The organism is Halosimplex amylolyticum (assembly GCF_051414035.1).
In the GTDB taxonomy this organism is placed as follows: Archaea; Halobacteriota; Halobacteria; order Halobacteriales; family Haloarculaceae; genus Halosimplex; species Halosimplex amylolyticum.
Genome location: NZ_JBLKNW010000008.1, coordinates 54,567 through 76,042 on the forward strand (window position 1 = coordinate 54,567; position 21,476 = coordinate 76,042).

Annotated in this window: 16 protein-coding genes; 8 read left to right on the top strand and 8 right to left on the bottom strand. The window is 61.5% G+C overall.

Going from position 1 to position 21,476, the window contains the following annotated elements; all coding sequences use genetic code 11:
• Positions 1 to 55 precede the first annotated feature (55 nt).
• Entirely contained in the window at positions 56 to 1,951 is a 1,896-nt protein-coding gene (locus ACMGFE_RS22395) for an ABC transporter substrate-binding protein (RefSeq protein ID WP_436927504.1), read from the top strand.
• 49 nt (positions 1,952 to 2,000) lie between these two features.
• Positions 2,001 to 4,154, top strand: coding sequence for an ABC transporter permease subunit (locus ACMGFE_RS22400; protein WP_436927505.1), 2,154 nt, complete (start codon positions 2,001 to 2,003; stop codon positions 4,152 to 4,154).
• A 123-nt stretch (positions 4,155 to 4,277) separates the two neighbouring features.
• On the opposite strand, the gene ACMGFE_RS22405 is transcribed toward ACMGFE_RS22400, so the two are convergent.
• The 3 genes from ACMGFE_RS22405 to ACMGFE_RS22415 all read right to left on the bottom strand — a co-directional run bounded on the left by ACMGFE_RS22405 (position 4,278) and on the right by ACMGFE_RS22415 (position 7,477).
• A complete protein-coding gene (locus ACMGFE_RS22405) occupies positions 4,278 to 6,467 on the bottom strand; it encodes an ABC transporter ATP-binding protein (protein WP_436927506.1) in 2,190 nt (729 codons plus the stop codon).
• 438 nt (positions 6,468 to 6,905) lie between these two features.
• On the bottom strand, positions 6,906 to 7,166 hold the full coding sequence (locus ACMGFE_RS22410; RefSeq protein ID WP_436927507.1) for a dihydrodipicolinate synthase family protein: 261 nt from the start codon (positions 7,164 to 7,166) through the stop codon (positions 6,906 to 6,908).
• Between the two features lie 20 nt (positions 7,167 to 7,186).
• Entirely contained in the window at positions 7,187 to 7,477 is a 291-nt protein-coding gene (locus tag ACMGFE_RS22415; RefSeq protein WP_436927508.1) for an alpha-amylase family protein, read from the bottom strand.
• Between the two features lie 363 nt (positions 7,478 to 7,840).
• Here ACMGFE_RS22415 and ACMGFE_RS22420 point away from each other — a divergent pair, with 363 nt between their 5' ends.
• From ACMGFE_RS22420 to ACMGFE_RS22430, 3 genes are all read left to right on the top strand, one after another.
• Entirely contained in the window at positions 7,841 to 9,151 is a 1,311-nt protein-coding gene (locus ACMGFE_RS22420) for a DUF7405 family protein (protein WP_436927509.1), read from the top strand.
• The gene (locus tag ACMGFE_RS22425; RefSeq protein WP_436927510.1) at positions 9,148 to 9,582 is read left to right on the top strand and encodes a hypothetical protein; all 435 of its coding nucleotides are present in this window, start codon (positions 9,148 to 9,150) and stop codon (positions 9,580 to 9,582) included. Before ACMGFE_RS22420 ends, ACMGFE_RS22425 begins: the two co-directional genes overlap by 4 nt.
• 97 nt (positions 9,583 to 9,679) lie before the next feature.
• A complete protein-coding gene (locus ACMGFE_RS22430) occupies positions 9,680 to 11,434 on the top strand; it encodes a CRTAC1 family protein (RefSeq protein ID WP_436927511.1) in 1,755 nt (584 codons plus the stop codon).
• A gap of 262 nt (positions 11,435 to 11,696) precedes the next feature.
• On the opposite strand, the gene ACMGFE_RS22435 is transcribed toward ACMGFE_RS22430, so the two are convergent.
• The 4 genes from ACMGFE_RS22435 to ACMGFE_RS22450 all read right to left on the bottom strand — a co-directional run bounded on the left by ACMGFE_RS22435 (position 11,697) and on the right by ACMGFE_RS22450 (position 15,802).
• A complete protein-coding gene (locus ACMGFE_RS22435) occupies positions 11,697 to 11,885 on the bottom strand; it encodes a hypothetical protein (protein WP_436927512.1) in 189 nt (62 codons plus the stop codon).
• A gap of 313 nt (positions 11,886 to 12,198) precedes the next feature.
• Positions 12,199 to 12,939 (bottom strand): DUF7260 family protein, encoded by a 741-nt coding sequence (locus ACMGFE_RS22440; protein WP_436927513.1) that lies wholly within the window; start codon positions 12,937 to 12,939, stop codon positions 12,199 to 12,201.
• Positions 12,940 to 13,214: 275 nt separating this feature from the next.
• Positions 13,215 to 14,672 (bottom strand): alpha-L-fucosidase, encoded by a 1,458-nt coding sequence (locus ACMGFE_RS22445; protein WP_436927514.1) that lies wholly within the window; start codon positions 14,670 to 14,672, stop codon positions 13,215 to 13,217.
• Between the two features lie 164 nt (positions 14,673 to 14,836).
• The gene (locus tag ACMGFE_RS22450; protein ID WP_436927515.1) at positions 14,837 to 15,802 is read right to left on the bottom strand and encodes an aldo/keto reductase; all 966 of its coding nucleotides are present in this window, start codon (positions 15,800 to 15,802) and stop codon (positions 14,837 to 14,839) included.
• A gap of 511 nt (positions 15,803 to 16,313) precedes the next feature.
• Here ACMGFE_RS22450 and ACMGFE_RS22455 point away from each other — a divergent pair.
• Positions 16,314 to 16,556, top strand: a complete 243-nt coding sequence (locus tag ACMGFE_RS22455; protein ID WP_436927516.1) for a hypothetical protein — start codon at positions 16,314 to 16,316, stop codon at positions 16,554 to 16,556.
• A 35-nt stretch (positions 16,557 to 16,591) separates the two neighbouring features.
• Here the strand turns inward: ACMGFE_RS22455 and ACMGFE_RS22460 are convergent, their stop codons facing one another.
• Positions 16,592 to 18,487 (bottom strand): ABC transporter ATP-binding protein, encoded by a 1,896-nt coding sequence (locus ACMGFE_RS22460; RefSeq protein ID WP_436927517.1) that lies wholly within the window; start codon positions 18,485 to 18,487, stop codon positions 16,592 to 16,594.
• A 696-nt stretch (positions 18,488 to 19,183) separates the two neighbouring features.
• Here ACMGFE_RS22460 and ACMGFE_RS22465 point away from each other — a divergent pair.
• Positions 19,184 to 20,245, top strand: a complete 1,062-nt coding sequence (locus tag ACMGFE_RS22465; protein ID WP_436927518.1) for an ABC transporter ATP-binding protein — start codon at positions 19,184 to 19,186, stop codon at positions 20,243 to 20,245.
• Positions 20,242 to 21,435: an ABC transporter ATP-binding protein gene (locus ACMGFE_RS22470; RefSeq protein ID WP_436927519.1), complete on the top strand. Its 1,194-nt coding sequence runs from the start codon at positions 20,242 to 20,244 to the stop codon at positions 21,433 to 21,435. The genes ACMGFE_RS22465 and ACMGFE_RS22470 overlap by 4 nt, the downstream gene beginning before the upstream one ends.
• Positions 21,436 to 21,476: the final 41 nt, after the last annotated feature.

Here is a 21,476-nt window from a genome sequence, read left to right on the forward strand (position 1 = left end):
TAATCTTCACTCTCACTGCCATTAAATATAAGTGGTGAACGATATACCGTGAAGTATGGCCCGAGAGAACGGCTTATCCCGAAGACAGTGGCTCGTACTGACCGGACAAGTCGGTGCTGCAGCTGCCATCGCTGGTTGCCCCAGCGACAGCGGCGACGGCGGCACGACCCCCACGGACACAGCAATGACCGGTGACGGTGGCGATGGCGGCGACGGTGGCGATATGGATACGCAAGCCCAGGCGGGCGAGCCCCTCGATCCCGAGTTCACCATCCCCGGTGACAACCTCGGGGGCACCTCGTTCTCAAACAAACAGTTCAATCAGTTCGTCCCCGGGCAAACGTTCGGCATCCCGCTGCTATTCGGCCGACTCGCAACGCCGGTCCGGTCCGGATTTGCCCCGGCGATGGCAGAGTCATGGTCGATTCCCTCGACTTTGGAGGAGGGAACGACGGTGACGGTAACGATTCGAGAGGATGCGAACTGGCACAACGGAGACCCGGTGACCGCCCAGGACTTCGTGACTGAGATGAAGCTCGAACGGCATGTGTACGGCGACAACTTCAACGTGTGGGCGTACACGGGGTCGGTCGAGGCGACCGGGGAGAAGACAGTCGAATTGACGCTGGATTCCCCGGTCAACCCCTCGATCTTCAAGAACCAGTTGTTGAATTCCCGGATCACGGTCAAACACGATATCTACAGCGATTACCTGGCGCGTTTCGAGGAGGCCCAGAACGAAGAGGAGGAGAAAGAGGTCCGCAGCGATATCCAGAGCGAAACCATCGAGGACCCATACGGGAATAACGCCTTCAAGTTCGACCGCAAGAGCAGCGACCGGGTGCGGTTCGTCAAGAACGAGGACTTCTGGAACGCGGACGCGGTGAACGTCCCCGCCTGGGACGTCCGGGGTATCGCCTTCGAGAACCTCGACTCCGCGGTACGGTCCGACACCATCGAGTTCAAGGCTCGGACCTGGCCTATCTCCGGCTGGACCGAGAAAGCCAACTGGGAGGTTCGCTCGCGGGTAGGGTCATTCGGCGAAGGCTGGGCGTTCAATCTCAGTCATGAGTACTTCGGCCAGCGCAAGGTCCGGCAGGCGTTCGCCCACATAATAGATTTCGCACCGATCTTCGTCGACTGGGCCGTCGCTGCGGCCAGCGTCCCGGTGGGAAAAGCCGAGGATCTCCGCGAACAGGCCATGCCGACTATTCCGAACGGCCTGTCGCTCCAGCAGACCAACCACTGGTTCGACAATCCCGAAGACACCTTCACTGCCTACGAGAAAGACGACGAGAAGGCCATGTCACTGCTCCGAGAGGCTGGGTTCTCGAAGGACGACGGGACAGTCATGACGCCGGACGGCGACCCGTGGGAGCCGCCGATCCCGGCACCAGGGGGGTGGAGACCCTTCATCGAGGGGATCGCCAATCAGTTGAAGGAGTTCGGCATCAACGCCCAGCTCCAGCAGACCGGCCAGTTCTGGAGCCAGCTCTTCCCCAACGGCGTCCCAGAGGACGGTGGTACGACACCGTGGTTGTGGGGCGGCACGCCGGACGGGTCGGCCAACCCGCACCCGTTCTACCCCTTCGAGCCGTACGTCGGCGATGGTTACTACGGCCCGCGGCTGAACTGGCCCGACGAGGTCGAGGTCCCGATGCCGGTGGGCAACCCCGACGGGTCGCTGGAAACGATGACCCGACAGGACATCGTTGACCGCGTCGTCGCTCTCCAGCAGACCTCCGACGACGAGGAGATTCAGACGCTCACGAAGGAACTGGCCTGGATCCACAACCAGCTCCTCCCGGCGATTCCGCTTCGACAGGGCATCGACAATCAGCACTTCAGTACGGATCACTGGGAGTGGCCTCCCGAAGGATCGGAGCACGACTTTGCGAACCTCGCGTTCGATCACATTGAGGCCGGATGGCCGAAGGCGAAGCTGGAATAACGACCTTGTAAACCTTTATTTACTTCGCTCCGAAACCGCGTGGTAGACGATGGTAAACAAACACCACGTGTACCGTGTCGGGCAGGCGGTTCTCACCGTCTTTGCTGTCATCACGCTGTCGTTCGGTCTCATCCGTCTTATGCCCGGCGGGCCGATGGACTTCCTCCGTGCCCGTCTCCGCCGGAATATGGTCCAGAGTGGAGGGGAGGTGGACGAGGAACGGCTCCATGCCCAGGTCGAAGCCTACACCAACGTCCAGCCTGACCGACCTATCCTCGAACAGTACGTCAACTACATGACCTCGATTCTCACCGGCGACTTCGGGCAATCCCTCTGGTACCGGGAACCCGTCGCCGGAATCCTCGTCGATGCGCTCCCCTGGACGTTCTTACTGATGAGCACGGCCATCCTCTCGATGTTCGTCATCGGCATCGTCGCCGGTGGGTTGATGGCCTGGTACGAGGGGAGTGGTTTCGACCTCTCGCTGACCGGCGTCATCATGTTTCTCACCTCGGTCCCGTACTACGTGTTCGCGGTCCTGGCGCTGCTGGTGTTCGCCTACCAGTGGGGGTGGTTCCCCATCAGCGGCCGGGTCGATCCGGCGACGACCGTCGGGTTCAACGTCCCGTACCTGACGAGTGTCCTCTACCACGCGTTCCTGCCGTACCTGTCGCTGGTCGTCACGGGGTTTGGCGGATTCGCGCTCGGAATGCGGGGCAACAGCATCAGCATCCTCGGGGAGGACTACATCCGCGTCGCCCAGCTACGCGGCCTCTCTAACAATCGCATCGCGATCCGGTACGTCGCCCGGAATGCGATCCTGCCGATGTACACGGGGCTCGTCATCTCCGTCGGAACGATGTTCGGCGGGGCGGTCATCCTCGAGCGGCTATTCAACTACCAGGGTCTCGGCTACTTCCTGGTCCAGGCCCTGGAGGCCCGCGACTACCCACTCATGATGGGTGGGTTCATTCTCATCACGACCGCCGTTGTCATCGCCCTGCTGTTCGCCGACCTCACCTACGCGTACATCGATCCGCGGATCGGGAGCGGGCAGTCCCGGGAGTCCTACGGCGGCGACGTCAGTCTCCGGTCGGTGCTGGACGGACTCTCGCGGCTCCCAACGGCCGTCAATCGAACCCTGAGTGGCGAGGTCGAAACCGATCACGCCGAGCTCAGAGCCAAGGGAGTGACCCTCCCGTCCGATCTCGAGGACGACTCCGACGCGGACAGTATCTTCCGGTCGACGACGGATACGAAGCTGACCCGTACCGAACAGCTGTACCGGTTCTTCGACACATGGATCGCCACGCCGTTCCGCATCCTCTGGAACGACTGGCGCGGCCGCGTCGGCATGATCCTCTTGGGAATCTTCGTCGTGATGGGCGTCTTCGGCCCAATCTTCATCGAGCAGCCAGGCTCCGGGGAGTACGAGCGACTCCTGCTGCCGTTCGAAAAATTGACCGTTCCGTTCGGCACCGACTACACCGGGCGGAGTCTGTTCGCGAAGGTGGTCCACGCCACGCCGGCGATGTTGAAGATGATCCTTGCCGGCTCGGTGTTCGCGACCGGCGTCGCGGTCGTTGTCGGGCTGACCTCCGGCTACATCGGCGGCACTATCGACCGCGTCACGATGACGTTCTCGGACATCATGATGACGATTCCGGGCCTGCCGCTGATCATCGTCGTCGCGGCCATCGTTGAGCCGAAGAGCCCGTACGTCGTCGGCATTCTCCTTTCGATCAACGCCTGGGCCGGCCTCGCTCGTTCACTCCGCTCGGAGGTCCTCTCAGTCCGCGAGCAGGCCAACGTGGAGGCCTCTCGCCTGAACGGCCTGTCAACCCCGACGATCATCGGCCAGGACATCCTCCCGACGGTGATGCCGTTCGTCATGGTCAGCTTCATGAACTCCGCCCGGGGGATCATCTTTAGCTCCGTTGGGCTATACTTCCTGGGGCTGCTCCCCTCGAGCGCGCCAAACTGGGGCGTGATGCTCAACAGCGCGTGGAGTCGCGGCACCATCTGGCGGCTGAACTCCGTCCACGAGTTCATCGTGCCGATGGTCGTGATAATCCTCTTCTCGTTCTCGCTCATCTTGCTCGCGCAGGCATCGGATCACCTCTTCAACCCGCAATTGCTCGCCAAGCACGGCAAGACCAAGAGCGGCGAGACCCTGGAGGGCGCCCAGCCCAGCGACGATTGACCCGTCGCGCGGAGCGTCCGTCGAACTAGCGGTCCTTCTCTGGTTGGAACGTGGTCACTCCCGAGATCTGGCGAAAGACCGAAAACGTTCCTGTTCCCGATCAGCCGACGATTGACGGATCGGCTACTCCGACGTGGGCTGCTCGGGCGTCGGCCTGTCGATGGCCGATTCGTCGGCCGCTTCGACGATGCTCTCGCTGTTCCAGTAGGGGTGGTCCTCGTCCGCTTCGAGGAAGCATGCCGTCCCGTGGTCCTCCTCGCCCAGGTCCAGCGACGGCGACCGTTCGCGGCAGACCTCCCGGGCCTCGGGACAACGCGTGTGGAACCGGCAGCCGCTCGGCGGGTCGACGGGATCTGGGATGTCGATCCCGCGGATCGGGGGCTCCTCGACGACGCCGGCCTCGTCGAGAGAGGCCGTCGACCACAGCAGCACCTTCGTGTATGGGTGCTGTGGATTCCGGATGAGTTCCTCCGCGGGGGCGATTTCGACGATCTCACCGAGGTACATCACGCCGATGCGTCCCCCGGCCTTCCCGGCGAAGTATCGGGCGTTCGAGAGATTGTGCGAGATGAACAGGTAGGAGGTGCCAAACACTTCCTGCAGTTCGAGCATTAGGTCCATCACCTCGACGCGTAGCGAGACGTCTAGTGCCGAGACGGCCTCGTCCGCGAGGATGAGGTCGGGGTTCAACAGCAGCGCCCGGATCAGCGCCACGCGCTGTTTCTCCCCGCCCGAGAGCTGGTGGGGGTAGCGCCCGGCGTAGTCCTCGGCCGGCGTCATCCCGACGTGTTCCAGCAGGTTGTGGACGTGCTCGCTCCGCTGCTCGGCGTTCATGTCCGGTCGCCACTTCTTTAGTGGTTGCACCAGCGAGGCCTTGACCGTGCGGTTTGAGTTCAGCGAGCTCCCCGGGTTCTGGTGGACCATCTGGAGGGCCGGACGAATGTACTTGTACGGAATCTCGACGTCACTCTCTCGGTCCTTCGCCGCCCAAACGTCTTGGCCGCGGTATTCGACGCTCCCGCTGGTTGGCCGCTGCGCCGCGATGAGTGTCTTGCCGAGGGTCGTCTTCCCGCAGCCGGACTCGCCGACAAGCGCGACCACGTCGTTCTCGTAAATATCCAGGTCGACGCCGTCGACCGCCTGGACCGTGTCCGGCTCGCCGAAGAGGTTCAAGAACCCGCTGTCCTCCGTGAAGTGAACCGAGAGATCCTGCGCCGAGACGATCGGCGCGTCCGACTGCTTGCCCTCGTAGCGTTCGACCTCGCTAGGGTCGAGATCGAACTCCAGGGGAATCTCCGCTTCGGCCTCCTCCCAGTGGAAGCAGGTCGTTTTGTGTGCGGCGGAGACGTCGTGGTAGCCGGGGTCGTACTCCCGACACTCCTCGGTGGCAAGCGAGCACCGGGGGTGGTACGAGCAGCCACTGGGGACGTCCACTGGATCCGGTGCCGAACCCTCGATCGGTCGCATCTCCGAGAGCGGAGCGTCCAGGTTCGGCACCGCCCGGAGCAACGACCTGGTGTAGGGGTGGGTCGGGTAGTCGACGATCTCGTCTGCCGGCCCGATCTCCGCGAACTCGAAGGCGTACATCACGGCGAGGCGATCGGCCAGCCCCGCGACCAGCGGCAGGTCGTGGGTGATGAACACGACCGTGAGATCGTAGGCCTCCTGGAGGTCGTCGAGCAGCCCGAGGATCGAGCGCTGCATCAGCAGGTCCAGCGCCGCGGTGGGCTCGTCCATGATGAGCACCTCCGGTTCGAGCAGCAGCGAGAGCGCGATGAGCGCACGCTGGCTCATCCCCCCCGACAGCTCGTGGGGATACGAGTCTAGAACCCGGTCCGGTTCCAGATAGAGGTCCTCCAGCAGCGACCGGGCGTGCTCCATCCCAGGGCCCTTCTCGTATCCGTGGGCCTTCAGCGTCTCCACGAAGTGGCCACGGATGGTCATGGTCGGGTTGAACGACGACATCGCGCCCTGGAACACCATCGAGATTTCCTCCCAGCGGACCGACTTGAGCTCCTCCTGGGGGAGTTCGAGGATCGACTTCGGTTCGCCGTCCGCCGGGTAGTACTGGACGTCGCCGCTCACGCGCCCGGGATCGACGACCGCGTCGAGCATGGCGGACGCGAACATCGACTTGCCGCTCCCGGACTCCCCGACGACGCCGAGGATCTCCTGTCGGTCGACGTCGAGGTTGACCTCGTCGAGCACGCGGGACTCTCCACGGGTCATGTCGAAGGTCACGCTCGCGCCGCGTATCTCGAGGATCGGGTCGTCGACCTCCGGGATCGAGCCCTCCTCGGAGACGAGGCTCATCTGTTATCACCCGGGGCGTCCAATACTCGGCGCACGACACGGACGGAGACGGTGGTGACCCCCTGAAAGAGGGCATCTCTACACATATTCTACTGTTATTAGGTACGAGTCCGCACTTTAATGTGGCGGTCAGGACGGTGTCCCCGTCGACGGTCACCACGGTGTCGCTGTGGGCGGCCAACATGGCGTCGCCGTAGACGGCCAGCACGATGTCGCTACGGAGTATTTCGGCTCGCTTCCCGAACCGCGGAGCCCAAGAACGGTCTGGCGTCACTTACCGGTGCGCGGCCTCGTGGATAGATGCGGAACACGCTTCGAGCGCAACCTGCTGGTCTTCGGTCAGCGTCGGTAGCAGAGCCATCAGTAGCCCCACCCCCCGTCCCGCGAGCGACGCGAGGTACTTCGTGGCGGGAATTCCTGGATCTGCCGAGATAGCCTTCACCAATCGCATGACTGGTCCGGTGAACACCGACTCGGCACGGCCACCGTCGCCAGCAGTTCGGGGAAGACGTTCGCACCGCCCGGCACGAACCCGTCGGCACCCATCTCCAGGGACTGCAGCGCGTAGGCGGTCGATACTTGGAGTATCGCGAACTCCTCGGGAGTCTTCCGGAGGAGCTGTACAAAGTATGCGATGTAGTCACCCGAGTCCTGGATGCCGACGACGGTTTCCCAGTCGGCAAGCGTTGCGACCGTCACGCGGTCGAGTCGCTTGCCGGTCAGCGTCGGGATGTCGTAGAGAACGACCGGGAGGTTCCGCCGTGGGCGACGCCGACCTCTTTGCCCCGCTCCTCGACCCACTTGTAGTAGTACGCAACGACCTCGCGGCGGTACTCGTCGTGCTTGATCAACGCTGGGAGTCCGATTCCGAAGTCGAAATAGATGAGGTCCGACCGGTACCCGTCGACGACCTCGAAGATCTTGTCACGCCAGTCCTCCAAGTACGTCTGTTCAGGCAGTTCGCCCTCCTCATATGGTGGACCGTACAGGCCCGCGTACTCCGGCTCCATCGTATCGTACCGGTCGTCACACGGATAGTGCCACCAGTTTCAGCCGTGGTGGAACGCGGCGATGAACTTCATGTCACGGTCGTGGGCGGTCTAGACGAGTTCGCCGACGACATCCCGTTTTGGGGCCCATCTCGGCGTTCCACTCGGTCACTCCGAGTCCCACAGCGCGAATCCGTCGTGGTGAATCGCCCACTCCGGAGTCCATTTGCGAGCCACAAACGACAAATCTATCCACGTGATAGCCTCGCTGAAGCATTCGAGATCGAGCATGGGCACTCAGAGATCGAACGCCTCATTCTCTAACTTAACACGACCCTCTCCCGCGACAATACACTTTTGCCTCTGTAGTCTATACCAACTGCTATGCCATGCCCCCACATGGGCGACCTGGGGCCCGAAACCTTCTCGCGTCGCGGGTTCGTGAAGGCTGCCCTCGCGATGGGTGGGACGAGCGCCCTCGCCGCTTGCGTCGATCGGGAGGGCCGCGTTGACGCACCGAGCGGCACCGAGGACCCGTCGACGCTCCCGGATCGTCAGTTCGAGTGGACCGAGTACCTCCCGCGGGGCCAGCACGGCAACCCGAAGGTGCCGAACCACCAGTTGCTGTTGTTCCTGAACTACCGGGGTCAGGGCCCACCGACGGACGCCGAACGGCAGCAGGTGGACACGGCACTGCGGGCCCTGGAGCGGGCGTACCAGTGGGGCGGGGGTGAGACGTTCAACCAGACCGCGACGACGGGACTGCTCTCGCTGATCGGATACTCGCCGGCGTACTTCGACCGCTTCGACGCGTCGCTTCCGGACGACCTCGACCTGCCACCGCCCGAGACAGTCCTCGACGAACTCGACGAGGAGGCGAGTCTCGCGGAGTCTTACGACGCCCTGGTCCTCCTGACAAGCGATCGTGTTCAGGTCCTGCTCGCCGCCGAGCAGGCGCTCCGCGGAACGTTCGATACGCTGAACGGCGTCCCGGTTGAAGCGTCGTTCGACGGCGTCTTCGAGTTCGCCGAGCGCCGGACGGGTTTTCTGGGCGTCGGCCGCCCGGCCGAGGAACTCGACGTAGACGGCGTCTCCGAGAACTCGCCGACAGCGATGGGGTTCAGGTCGAGCTTCCGGGACAACCAGGCCTCGGAGGACCGGGTCGCCATCTGGGGTGGTCCCTTCGACAACGGAACCACGATGCAAGTCTCCCGGCTGGGGCTGGGGCTGCGCGAGTGGTACGACGCCGACCGCGAGTCCCGGATCGAGAAGATGTTCAGCCCCGAGCACACCGTCGACGACGTCGGCGAGGTCGGCGAGTTGCTCGCCGGGACGAGTCGGGTCTCCGAGAACATGGCGAACGCCGCATCCGAGAACGCCCGCGAGTACGGACGTGTCGGTCACACCCAGAAGGTCGCCGCTGCGCGCGACGAGGAATTCGAACCGGTCATCCTCCGCCGGAGCGAAGGGGTCTCCATCGACCTTGACCGACCGTCGATGAACTTCCTGTCGGTCCAGCGTGATATGGCTGACTTCCTGGAAACGCGCAAGGCGATGAACGGGGAGCACCTGGACGCCGACGTTCCTCCCGAGGAGGACGGCATCCGTCAGTTCGTGGAGGTCCTCTCGCGGGCGACGTTCCTGGTCCCGCCACGACCAGCATCGGCGCTCCCGACCCCGAACGGTGGCCGATGAGTGTCATCCACCGGGACCGGGCGCTCAACGGCGAGGCGGGGTCGTTGAGTCTCCGCTTCGGCGCCGTCCACGTGGTCGCGACGGGAGCGGTGACCGTGCTCACCGGCCTCGGGCTGTTCGCCGGGGGCGCAGGCGGAGGGCTCCTCGCGCTGGTCTACCAGGTGCTTCCGCTGTACATGAGCGAGTCAGCGATGCTACATCACGGAGCGCTGATCGGGTTCCTTGCGACCGACGCCGCGTTGGTCGTCGGTGTCCTCGTCGTGGTGATCGGGCTGGTACAGGTACGTACTGGCTGGCTCACCTTGCGGGGCGGACGTGTGTCGTACGGGGTCGCTGCCGCAGTGCCGGGGCTGTTCAACCCGATGTCGCTGCCGCTGGCGGCGGTCGGCGTCACGTTGCTCGCCCTAACTCAGGTGGTGTTCAACCCGTGAACGTCCGTTCGTTCGCGATCGGCGGCTCGCGACATCGGCGTCGTATCGTCAACAGCAGTAGGGTGGGACCTGCCGGCCACACCAGTGGAGTGAGGCCATGACCGGCGCCCGTGAGGCTGTCGTCGTCGTCCTCGTTCTAGTCGTCGGGTACGCGACGTACGGCGCCCTCTATCTAGCCGCCGGGGGAGACGACGTCGTCGATACGCTCTCCGCGAGCGGGAACGCTGTCTCCGGTCAGGGGACGACCCAGGGTGAGGCGGGCGGGCCGGAGTTGGAGCCGTCGCTCGCGTACAGCAACGTTACCGGCTCCTCGGGGTTCGAGTACGGATATCGAGGCGAAGTCGACCAGCACAACGGGATGATAACGAACGCCGGTGCGTACGTGACCGACTACGACAACGACGGCTGGTCTGACGTGCTGGCGGTCGGCGGCGCCGAACCCGTCCTCTTCAAGAACACGGGCGGCGAGTTCGCCCGCTCAGGGGCACTACCAGAACTCGACCGGACGGTCCAGACGGCGGTATTCGTCGATTACGACGCCGACGGATGGGAGGACCTGATCCTCCTGACGAACGGGCGCCCACCGCTGTTGCTCGAGAACGACCAGGGCACGTTCCGCAAGCGCCCCGGCGAGTTCGAGCGGTCCATGGCGGTGCCCAGCAGCGCGACCGTGGCCGACTACAACGGCGACGGCTGCCTCGACCTCTACGTCGCCCAGTACGGCAACTGGAGCGAACGGCTGCCGCTGGGCAACCGGAACTACTCGGCGCCGATCCACGACGACAACGGCGACCCGAACTACCTGTACAGGGGGACCTGCGATGGGTTCGAGCGCGTGGACAGGGCGGGCGTGAGCACGACCCGGTGGTCGCTGGCTACGTCGTTCGTCGACCTCGATCAGGACGGTCGGCCTGACATCCACGTCGCCAACGACTTCAACCACGACATCGTCTATCTGAACCGCGGGAACGGGTCCTTCGAGGAGGTGCTGCTCCCCGAGCGGACTAACCGCAACGGCATGTCCTCAGAGGTGGTTGACCTCAACGGGGACGGTCGTCTCGACGTCTACACCACCAACATCTACTACCCCGAGTGGGCCGCTCAGAAGATCAACGCCGCGCTGAAAATCAAAGCGCGTGGTAACAACCTCCTCATCAACCGCGGGGACGGGCGCTTCGTCGAACGGGCCGAGGCGTACGGCGTCGCGGCGGGCGGCTTCGGCTGGGGAACGGTCGTCGCAGATCTAGACAACGACGGAGACCGGGACATCGTCCACGCAACCCGGTATCTCACGTTTGAAGGGCGGGACATCGCCTTGACCGACGCCGAGCAGAACCGCCTCCGGGTGCATCCGTTCTACAGCGCCCCCGCTCTGTGGGAGAACCAGAACGGGTCATTCAGGAGCCACCCCTCGCTCCGCCACGGCTTTGATCCAGCAAACAGCCGGGGCGTCGCCCAGTTCGACTACGACCGGGACGGCGACCTCGATCTGCTGGTCACGACCACGTCTTCCTTTCGTCTGTACCGCAACGACGCGGACGACGGGAACGCGATCGAGATCGCCGTCGAGACCGACCGTGGAACCTGGGCCTACGGTGCGTCGGTGTACGTGAACGGGTCCAGTTGGACGCGCTGGCGGCGCGTCCAGTCGAGTACCGACTTCAGGGCACAGGACACGCGAGTCGTTCACGTCGGCGTCGGGGACGCCACGACGGTCGACGTGCGGGTCGTCTGGCCCGACGGCACCGAACGCCGGTTCGAGGATGTCGCTGTCGATCGACGGCTCGTAGTCCGGCGGTCGGGGATCGTCGACGCGGCGCCGTTCGAGTCATCGACTGGCGCCGCGAACTGATCGAACGGTTCGAACGCGCCGCACACGAGACCGGCGTGACGCGGTGGTCAGTGGACTTCGGAACGGTCACCGGCTGCCCCCGGGTCAGTCAGCGGCCCTCTAGCGATCGTCGCTCCAGGATGAACAAGACCGGGCAACCGACTAGACAGAGGACTAAGTCCGCGTGCGCCGTCTCGTACCCTTGCTGGATGGCGACGAAGCCGACGCAGGTCGGTCCGAGGTCCCCGACTGCGGAGTAGATCGCCCGGAAGCCGCCGAAGTTTCAGCTCATCGAGTCGTTGGGAAACACGTCCATGAGGTGCACCTGTACGACGGGCGGGAATCTGAGGGCTCGATAGACGCCCTCAAAAGACTCTGGATCGAACTCAACAGACGTCCCGCCCTCGATACGTTCACAGATAACATCATTTGCATCAAGCAGCCGCTCGACCGCGACCTCTATCGTCGTCACGAGCGGGGGTTCGCGACACTCGACATCAATGACGGCTACCTGCGACTCGACAGCGTCGCTGATGCGCCTACGGTCGAACCATCAATATCGATCTCTCGGAGTTCACACCGGCCAGCGAGTGGTCAGTCGCCTCGTTTGGGCTCGATTCCTAGCGGGAATAGCCGTTTAATGCGATGCCATAGACCTGAAATACGACGCCGTGGTGCCCCGTTATACGGTCGGTTGTAACTTTTTACCGGTATTTCACGGGATTATCCAGCGAAATTTGGAGATGACTGACAACCGACTGTATCAGAGGCCCTGGTCAGTCTCGCTACGTGACGACCCCGTTAACTGCCCCGCGAAGTCGAGTGAGGGCCGTCAGTACCGGGTACGTCCAATCGCGGTTCCCGTATAGATAGAGACAGAAATCATGTCCATCGGCACGTGGCGATTCCGGTCGGCTAGAGAGAGTCTGCTGGCGGGTTCGTGCCACCTCATCGAGCGTCGCAGTGAAATCGGTGCCGAAGCGTGCTGGAACGTGCGTCCCGTTGAGGTCGCTCAACACTGCACGGAGGGCATCGTGACTGGCTTGGAGAGAATCGTGTTCATTTTTGAGGATATCTCCGACCGTTTCCCGCCGAGTGATAGCTTGCCCCGTAGCAGTCAGTAACGCCGATTTGTACAGATAGGTAAACTCCGAGTGCGCATCTTGTTGAAGTCCCGAAGCAAGTTCGTTCGATAGCTCCGCGGCGAAATGCTCGTCGAGCGATTCCCCGTAAAGAGCGTCGTAGTGGTCGACATTCATCACAGTCTCGCGGAACGCGTTGCGAATGCGCTGGATCGCCCGGGAGCACTCGTCGCGAATCCGCGTTCGCGTCGTCAGTGTGGTCACACCGTGGGCCGTCGTATCGAACGTCGCAACCCGCTGTTTGAAGCATTCGAACGCCCGCCGCTCCGCCTCGACCTCGTCGTATTCGTCCGAGACGATGTCCTCTGCAGTCTCTATCGGAGACAGCACGTACCGCTCGAGCGAATCTGCCAAGAGTGCGCTCTTCCTTTCCGCATCACTCATTAATGTGTGGTGTGATACACAGGACCAAAAACCTATTCACCGATCTAGCGTGTTTCCGGTGCGGATCGAACACACCTTAGCTTCTTGCCGATAATTGTTGGTCCGTTCTGCTGGGCGGAAGCAACTGTGATATGGCTTCGGCGTCGGAGTGATACCGGTAGTAGGCGGACGCACGGTCTCGACGAAAGAACCACGTGGCCGGTCGCGTGACGGAGTTCAGGACGGTATCGGCCTTCAACGCCCTCACAATCGGATTTCGTAGCTTCGCTCTCGCATTACCAGCTTGCTTCGAGGAGGGGGATCTGGAAGGCCCATGCGTGGTCACAGGGTAGCGGGTCGGGCAGGTCTTCGATGACTAGCGTTACGTCGCCGTCGTCCTCGTTGAAGTGCCACTCGAGGGGGTCCTCACTGCCCAGCATCGTGATTTCGGCGTCGCTGACCGGGCGTGCCCCTTCGATCTCAATGGGCGCCTCGACGCTGTCGAGTTCGAACGCGTAGAGGTATTTGTCCTTGCGAAGGAAGCGCAGCGAGCCGTCGCGCCACTCGTCCGGGCCAGTCACGTCGAACGGCGCCGGGACCGTCCCGTGGAGGCCAGGCTTGTTGATATCCATCCACTCGCCGAGCTTTTCGAGTCCCTCGACTTGAGCGTCAGGGAGTGTCCCGTCGGGCTTGGGCGCGACGCTGAAGAAAACCATCCCGTTCTTGCTGACGTTGTCGACGATGAGGTCCGTGAGTTCGTCCATGCTCTTACACCCGACACCGGGCGTGTACGCCCAGGAATCGCCCAGCGGGAAGTCCGACTGCCACTTCTGCGGGCGCGGTCCCGGGAGCGAGCCGATCTCGCGGTTGATGGGAGAGATTGCGGGCGGGAGATCTTGACGGCGATTTTCTAATAGTTTCTTGGAAGTGACGACGACGTCGCGGTCCCAGTCCTCTGCGGCGTTGAAGTAGTACGCGAGCATCTGCTGTTTGAGGTTCTCGGGTGGTTGGCCCGAGTCCATGTGTTCCCACCACGCTAGGTCGAACTGGTAGGTGTCGACCAGTTCCTCCCACTTGTTTTGGCGCTCCGCCCAGTGCGAATACGGCCAGTCGTCCCCCGGGTATTCATTGTGGGTCGGCGTGTCGTGGGTGGGTTCATGGATGGGACCATATAGACCGGTGTACTCGGGGTCATTGACGTCGACGCCGTCGGCACAGAGCCGCCGCCCCGTGTCATAGGTGATGTAAGTCCGCCAATTGTGGACGGCGATGGCGGTGCGTAGACCTTGCTCACGGATAGCGTCGATCAGCGTGCCAACGATATCGATGCCCGGGCCCTTGTCTACGGAGTTCCACTCGTTGTAATCAGTGTCCCACAGAGCGAACCCGTCGTGGTGTTCGGCGCCCGGGCCGGCGAAGTCCGCGCCGGCTGTCTTGAAAAGCTCCGCCCACCGTTCCGGATCGTAGTTTTCGGCGTCCCACAGCGGGACGAAGTCTTTGTAGCCGAACTCCGTGCCGGGCTCGCCGTACTCCTCAGCGACTAGTTCGTACGCATCAGTTCCTGGCTGGTACATCTGCCAGTATCCCGCACAGCTGACATCAGTGAACCCGGGGACTGAGTATGGTCCCCAATGGAAGTAGAATCCCAGGACGGCGTCCTGATACCACTGTGGCGTCGGGTCGTGCTGGGCGAGCGATTCCCAGTCAGCTTCATAATAGTCGTGGCTAGCGTCGTCTCTTTCCGGAGCCTGCATGACGCTGTGGATGGGTACGACCCATATATAACTTGTCGTAATGGAATATATCACACCTATCTACGTACGTCTCCGGATTTTCCGGAAAGCAAGAAGCCCCGTCGAATTCCATCACCCGGAACGTACAAACCCCAGATGGGCCGCTAGCCACGGGCCCCTCGCAGTCACTCGTGGCCGATTATCGACTTTGGCTCGTACGGTTCCTCGAGATATTCGATGTCAGATTCTGAGAGGTAGATATCGACGGCTTCGACGGCCGATTCGAGGTGTTCGATACTGGAGACGCCCACGATCGGGGCAGTCACCCAGTCCTTGTGCAAGTGCCACGAAAGTGCGATCTGGGCCATCTCCACGCCTTTTTCTTCGGCAAGTTCAGCGACCCGCTCGTTGATCTCCCGGCCACCACCGCTCCGGTGGTCCTCCCAGTCAGCGTCCTCACCGCGGGTGGTGGCGTCTGCATCGTCGTCCGCCCGCGTGAGATACCCACCGGCGAGGGGACTCCACGGAATGACCGCAACCTCTTCTTGGTCACAGAGCGGAAGCATCTCTCGCTCTTCCTCGCGATAAACCAGATTATAGTGGTTTTGCATCGTCTCGAACCGTTCGAGACCGAGACGGTCGCTTGTGTGCAGAGCCTCGGCGAACTGGTAGGCCCACATCGAAGATGTCCCGAGGTGCCGGACCTGGCCGCGTCTGACGGCGTCGTCAAGCGTCCGGAGTGTCGTCTCGACCGGCGTGTCGTAGTCCCACCGGTGGGTCTGGTACAGGTCGATAGTGTCCATGCCCAACCGCTCCAGCGAGTGCTGGAGTTCCTGCTCGATGGTCTTTCTGGAGAGGCCGACAGCATTGCGGTGTTCCTTCGCGCCGGACCACCGGACTTTGGTGGCGACGACCTGCTCGTCGCGGTCGTACTCGGAGAGGGCGTCGCCGAGGACTGACTCCGATTCGCCAGCGTTGTACACGTTCGCCGTATCGAAGAAGTTCACTCCCAGTTCGATCGCTCGGTCCACGATTTCCGTGGATGTCTCCCGATCGACGTTCCAACCCTCACCGTCCTCGCTGAAGCTCATACAGCCGAGACAGATCTCACTCACAGTCGTCCCGGTGTCACCAAGTACTGTGTAATCCATACTGAAGAGACAACAAACGGAGGACAAGTAAAGATTTCTTTCTCGGAAGCGACAGCGCGAATAACGGAGTCGTGTCGCGCGTCGGCCGGACGCGACGGCGTCGAGACCATATCACTCGATCGCCGCTACTCGAAACCCCCACGGCTACCGTCCGGCGATAGATCGGTCAGTCGTTTCCGGGTTGTCGACGGAACCACTCGACGAAATGGACAAGGGCGTCACCCGCGTCGTCGATCAGGCCCTGGCTGTCGTTGTACCGTCGATCGACGAGTGTCGCTCGCCGACCCCCGCCAAGACCTCGTCAGTTGGACCCGCGATGATACCGATCTCCGCCTCCGGGATTGTCACAAAGTAGTGCATCATCTGTGCTATCTATCCGCAGCTAACAACGCCGAATTCCACACCAGTAGTCGTGCCGGTGCCCCGAGTAAAGATTTGGGCTCAACCACCAGACAAGCCATCAGAACCGACGTATCAGTATCTTTTTCCGTTCATTTCCGATAGAGAAGGTATGGACGAAGGATTCGTCGGACGGTTCTGGAACGTCGTCTGTGGCTCCGTACAGTATCTCGTTCTGGCGTGTTCGCTGTTGTTGACGATGCTCGTCATCCTACTCGTCACGCTGCCGCTGCTCGAATCGGGAACTGGTTCGTACGTCATCGCAGTGCTCGATACCGGGATCATCGTCATCGCACTCCTCATCGGCGGAGCAATGATCGGCGTCTGTCGCTATCGCAACGCGAACGACCAGTGAAGACGTCTTCTGAAGCGAGAGCTCGAGGGTGCGGTTCAGGCCCGGTCCCGTGCTGCGGCCTCTTCGATGAACCTGTCGGGGAGCGACTCAATCTCACCGACCTGCACCCGCCAGAGGTTCGCGTACAGTCCGCGGTGCTCTAGAAGTTCGTCGTGCGTTCCCCGTTCAACGATTTCGCCGTCCTCGAGGACCAGAATGCGGTCGGCATCCCGAACGGTGGAAAGCCTGTGGGCGATGCTGAACGTCGTCCGGTCCTCGGTGAGTTTCTCCAAGGACTGCTGGATCAGCACTTCGGTCTCGTTGTCGACGTGGCTCGTCGCCTCGTCGAGAATGAGAATCTCGGGGTCGCGAAGCAGGACACGAGCGATCGCGATCCGTTGGCGCTGACCGCCTGACAGGCGGTCTCCCCGCTGCCCGACTTCCGTGTCGTACCCGTCTTCAAGGTCCGTGATGAATCCGTGAGCGTTGGCCTGTTTGGCGACATCTTCGATCTCGCGATCTGACGCGTCGAGCCCGTAGGCGATGTTCTCACGGACCGTGCCCGTAAAGAGAAACGGATCCTGTGAGACGTAGCCAATCGACGAGCGGAGACTGCGGATCGTCATGTCGCGCACGTCGTGACCGTCGATCCGGACGGCACCCTCTGACACGTCGTAGAACCGGAGTAAGAGCTTCATCGACGTCGATTTCCCGGACCCAGTCGGGCCGACGAGTCCGATAGTTTCGCCCGAGTCTGCGGTAAAGGAGACGTCAGTGAGCGCTTCTTCGCCGTCTGGATAGCTGAACGATACGTCGTCGAACTCGACTTCCCCGCGCACTGCTTCGAGTTCGGTTGCATCGCTGGACTCGGGAATGCTGACCGGATAATCGAATAGCACGAAGACCCGCTCGGCCGATGCCTTCACTCGCTCGAAGTTGTTGAGGAGCTGTCCAGCCTGTGTCAGCGGGCCCTGGATCTGGCGGGTGTACTGCAAGAACATGACGACTGTCCCGACCGTAACGGTTCCAGTGAAGACCCCCAGCGGCGGGCCGAACAGCAGCCACCAGCCACCGACAAAGAACACGAGCGAGAAGCCGAGTCCGTTGATGAGCGTGAGCATTGGACCGAAGCGGATGCCCCAGCGCCGAGCACCCCACCGGGCCTGCTTGTGCTCTTCGGACGCATCGACGACGCGCCCGGATTCGAACGGTTCGTTCGTGAACGATTTGACGACCTGTATTCCGCTGAGATTGTTCTCGAGCCGCGACGCGAGGTCGCCGAACGTCCCCCGCGCCTCCCGGTACATCGGCCGGACTTTCTTGACGAAGAAATAACTCACAAGAGTGAGTAGCGGCGCGGGGAGCAGGGCGACGAGCGCGAGTTGCCAGTTCCGGGTCAGCATGATCGCGCTGATCCCGACGACCTGCACGAAGATGTTCAGCAGTTGGCCGAGCCAGCCGTTCAGAAACCCCTCGAGACGGTTCACGTCGCTCGACAGGACGCTCATCAATTCGCCGGTCTGTCTGTCCGAGAAGAATTCCATTCCGAGTCCCTGCATCTTGTCGTACACGTCTGTCCGGAGATCATGCTGGACGTTCTCCGCGAACATCGCCCAGCCCCAGCTCCCCAGCCAGGTGAGAAGCGTCGTCAGCGCGTATACCGAAACGAACAGGGCGACAGTAAGTAACATCTTCCCTTCGACTGACCCGGGGAGCATCGAGTTGGAGATCAGCGGCAGTTCGTACGGTCTGCTTTCCGTGAACAGACCGTCGATCGCGAGCGCGAGCAGCCACGCTGGCGCGAGATTGAGCAGCGGCGAGACTGTGTTCGCGGCGAGTGCGACGAGCACAGACTCGGGATACCGCCGCCCGTACTTGCCCAGCAGACGGCTCATCGGCCGTTCTATCTCCTCCCGTTCGTCAGAGAATATATCGTCCTCGTCCTCTGGCATCCGGGATTATACCTCCGCTCCCGGAGCTGGCGCCCGTACACGGTCGGGCCGGCTGAAACTACTCTCCCTGACCATCCGTGGAGATTCGGCAACTCGTTCCGGACTATCTGTCGGTAGTGAACCCATCAGTAATGATGGGTAGTCGCGTGTGCCAGTATATGGTCATCGAACCCGGAGAAAATGAATGGTTCTCCGAAATACAATTTGGACCTGAAAGGGGGGAGGTTTATAATGTTTGAATGATTAAAATAACAATTCTATTGCCGTGAGATTCTATAGATGTCCTTCACGAAATCGATATACATCGACCAGCTGGAAAACTCAATTCCTCCGGCCGGCTCCGTGAAGTCCAATAACACTCATGATCATGCAATAATATATTTTAATTTGCTATTTTGGGGTCGGGACACCATTTGCGAGATTAAGACACCGATTGCAGGGATTCTCGTCTCTTCGGAGAGGGATCGGTGTTTTTATACTCCCGAAACGAACCTGCTTATCCATGTCACACGATAGCGGGATCCGATCCGCACCGAGGGGACCCACTGGAGGGAGAAATCGAGACGCTCTCCCCCGCTGTGACGGGTACTCTTTTTCGTTAAAAAGGTTCGACAACGATTGTCCGACAAATCGACCGTTCGCTCGGTCACTGTCACAACCAGGCCGGCAGACGAGTTGACGTGAAGGGATCAAACAATGTCTGAAACATTTGGAATGCAGTCGGCGACATCGAAATCAGAAGATGTTGTGCTTGATATTAGGGACGCCGAAGTCACGTTCGAAATGGCTCGTGGCCGAGCGCGCGTCCTCGACAACATCAACCTACAGATCGAGCGTGGTGAGACGTTCTGTATTATCGGCGAGAGCGGGTGCGGGAAGTCAATGTTCGGGTCTTCCCTGCTCAACGCTGTCGATGATCCAGGACAACTCTCGGGAGAGATTACGTACTACCCCGACGAGGGGGGGCCGATCAACCTGCTCGAATTGAATAACAGACAACTCCGGCAGGTCCGCTGGGACGAGATCTCGATCGTGTTCCAGGGTGCGATGAACGCGTTCAATCCGACACACGACATGCGGACCCACTTCACGGAAACGCTCGCCACTCACAACCGGGACCCAGACGAAGGTATGGAGCGAGCCAGAGAACTTCTAGAGGAGGTGAACCTCGATCCCGACCGAATTTTGGACTCATACCAACACGAACTCAGCGGCGGCGAACGACAGCGCACGCTCCTCGCGCTTTCACTCATCCTCGAACCCGAAGTACTCATCCTGGACGAGCCCACGGCAGCGCTCGACCTGTTGATGCAACGTAAGATACTTCGGTTACTCCACGACATCAAGGAAGAACACGACCTCACCCTCCTGTTGATCAGTCACGATATCCCTGTCATTGCGGGATTTGCAGACCGGGTGGCAGTAATGTATGCATTCCGTCACGTAGAGCGAGGCGACGCGGAGGACATCCTCCTCAATCCGGAACATCCGTACACGCGGATGCTTCTACGATCCACGCTGAGTCTGGACGTTCCCATCGAAGATATCAGTACCATCCCAGGAACGACGCCAGATCCAGTCAACGTTCCACAGGGCTGTCCATATCATCCTAGGTGTCCCGTTTCCGAGGACCGCTGTGAGGAAGAGGACCCCGTGCTCCAGGCACCCGAGGGAAGTGACCACGAACTCGCGTGTTTCTACCCCGATGCCGCGCATACGGAGATTCCGATCAGCATCACACAGGAGGGAGACCAATGAGCGACGCCGACGGCTCTGGAAGCGACGATATATTTGACTACGAAGCCGTGACCGAATCGGAATTCGACGATGAAGCGCCCGTCCTCTCCCTCCAAAACGTGGGGATCAATTTCGGGAGAGAACCGCTTCTCGGCGAAGTTCTGCCCGACACGGTGAAACAGCGCATCGGCCTCGACGGGGAAGAAACGGTTCAGGCCGTCGACGACGTGTCGCTGGACGTAGGAGAAAACGAGGTTGTCGCCCTCGTCGGCGAGAGTGGGAGCGGAAAGACGACGCTCGGAAAATTGGCAGTCGCGCTTCACGAACCGACGAACGGTTCAGTGAAGTATCGTGGATACGATGTCTGGGACGTTAAGAACGGGAACGTCGACGATAACGTCTACTTCGATGATATCCGGAAGTCCCTCCAGATTGTCCATCAGGACCCGAGCGCAGCACTCAACCCCTACCGAACCATCCAGACGAGCCTTACGGACCCGCTCAATATCTGGTTCCCGGAACTGAGCGCCGCCGACCGGCGTGCCAGGGTGCTCAATCTGCTAGATGAGTGCGGCCTCACTCCCGCAGAGGAGTTCGCAGACCGATATCCCCACGAACTGAGCGGGGGCGAGAAACAGCGCGTCGCGCTGATCCGGGCGATGCTCGTCGAACCGGACCTCATCCTAGCAGACGAGCCAGTGAGCGCTCTCGACCCGTCGCTCCGCGTCGAGATTATGGACCTCATGCTCGAGCTGATGGACATCTTCGATACGTCGTACCTGTTCATCTCTCACAACCTCGAGCACGCCCGATATCTCACTAACAAGGCCGATGGCCAGATTGCCATCATGTACATGGGTGAAATCGTTGAATACGGGCCCGCCGAAGAGGTCATTCAGAACCCCAAGCACCCGTATACGAAGGTTCTGAAGTGGTCCACTCTCCCGCCACACCCGACCGACGCACAGGAGGTCCTCGATACGGAGATTCCGCTCCGAGAGTTTGACGTCCCGGACCCGTCAGACCGGCCGACCGGGTGTCGATTCCATGACCGGTGTCCGAAGGCGAAAGAGATCTGTGCGGAAGTCAACCCGGACCTCATTCCGGAAGACGCGAACCACACCGCGGGGTGTTTCCGTGAGGATCGAACGCACGAGTACTGGGAAGACGAGTTCATCGATCCGCGTGGCGAAATCGAAATTCCGGAATAACGGTTCGTGGACGACCTTCGGGGCACGGAGCGAGAACCCGA

Coding starts and splice junctions, on each gene's coding strand:
- ACMGFE_RS22465 (WP_436927518.1), top strand. CDS start 19,184: ATGTCTGAAACATTTGGAATGCAGTCGGCGACATCGAAATCAGAAGAT.
- ACMGFE_RS22395 (WP_436927504.1), top strand. CDS start 56: ATGGCCCGAGAGAACGGCTTATCCCGAAGACAGTGGCTCGTACTGACC.
- ACMGFE_RS22425 (WP_436927510.1), top strand. CDS start 9,148: ATGAGTGTCATCCACCGGGACCGGGCGCTCAACGGCGAGGCGGGGTCG.
- ACMGFE_RS22420 (WP_436927509.1), top strand. CDS start 7,841: ATGCCATGCCCCCACATGGGCGACCTGGGGCCCGAAACCTTCTCGCGT.
- ACMGFE_RS22445 (WP_436927514.1), bottom strand. CDS start 14,672: ATGCAGGCTCCGGAAAGAGACGACGCTAGCCACGACTATTATGAAGCT.
- ACMGFE_RS22400 (WP_436927505.1), top strand. CDS start 2,001: ATGGTAAACAAACACCACGTGTACCGTGTCGGGCAGGCGGTTCTCACC.
- ACMGFE_RS22460 (WP_436927517.1), bottom strand. CDS start 18,487: ATGCCAGAGGACGAGGACGATATATTCTCTGACGAACGGGAGGAGATA.
- ACMGFE_RS22440 (WP_436927513.1), bottom strand. CDS start 12,939: ATGAGTGATGCGGAAAGGAAGAGCGCACTCTTGGCAGATTCGCTCGAG.
- ACMGFE_RS22430 (WP_436927511.1), top strand. CDS start 9,680: ATGACCGGCGCCCGTGAGGCTGTCGTCGTCGTCCTCGTTCTAGTCGTC.
- ACMGFE_RS22415 (WP_436927508.1), bottom strand. CDS start 7,477: ATGGAGCCGGAGTACGCGGGCCTGTACGGTCCACCATATGAGGAGGGC.
- ACMGFE_RS22470 (WP_436927519.1), top strand. CDS start 20,242: ATGAGCGACGCCGACGGCTCTGGAAGCGACGATATATTTGACTACGAA.
- ACMGFE_RS22405 (WP_436927506.1), bottom strand. CDS start 6,467: ATGAGCCTCGTCTCCGAGGAGGGCTCGATCCCGGAGGTCGACGACCCG.
- ACMGFE_RS22450 (WP_436927515.1), bottom strand. CDS start 15,802: ATGGATTACACAGTACTTGGTGACACCGGGACGACTGTGAGTGAGATC.
- ACMGFE_RS22455 (WP_436927516.1), top strand. CDS start 16,314: ATGGACGAAGGATTCGTCGGACGGTTCTGGAACGTCGTCTGTGGCTCC.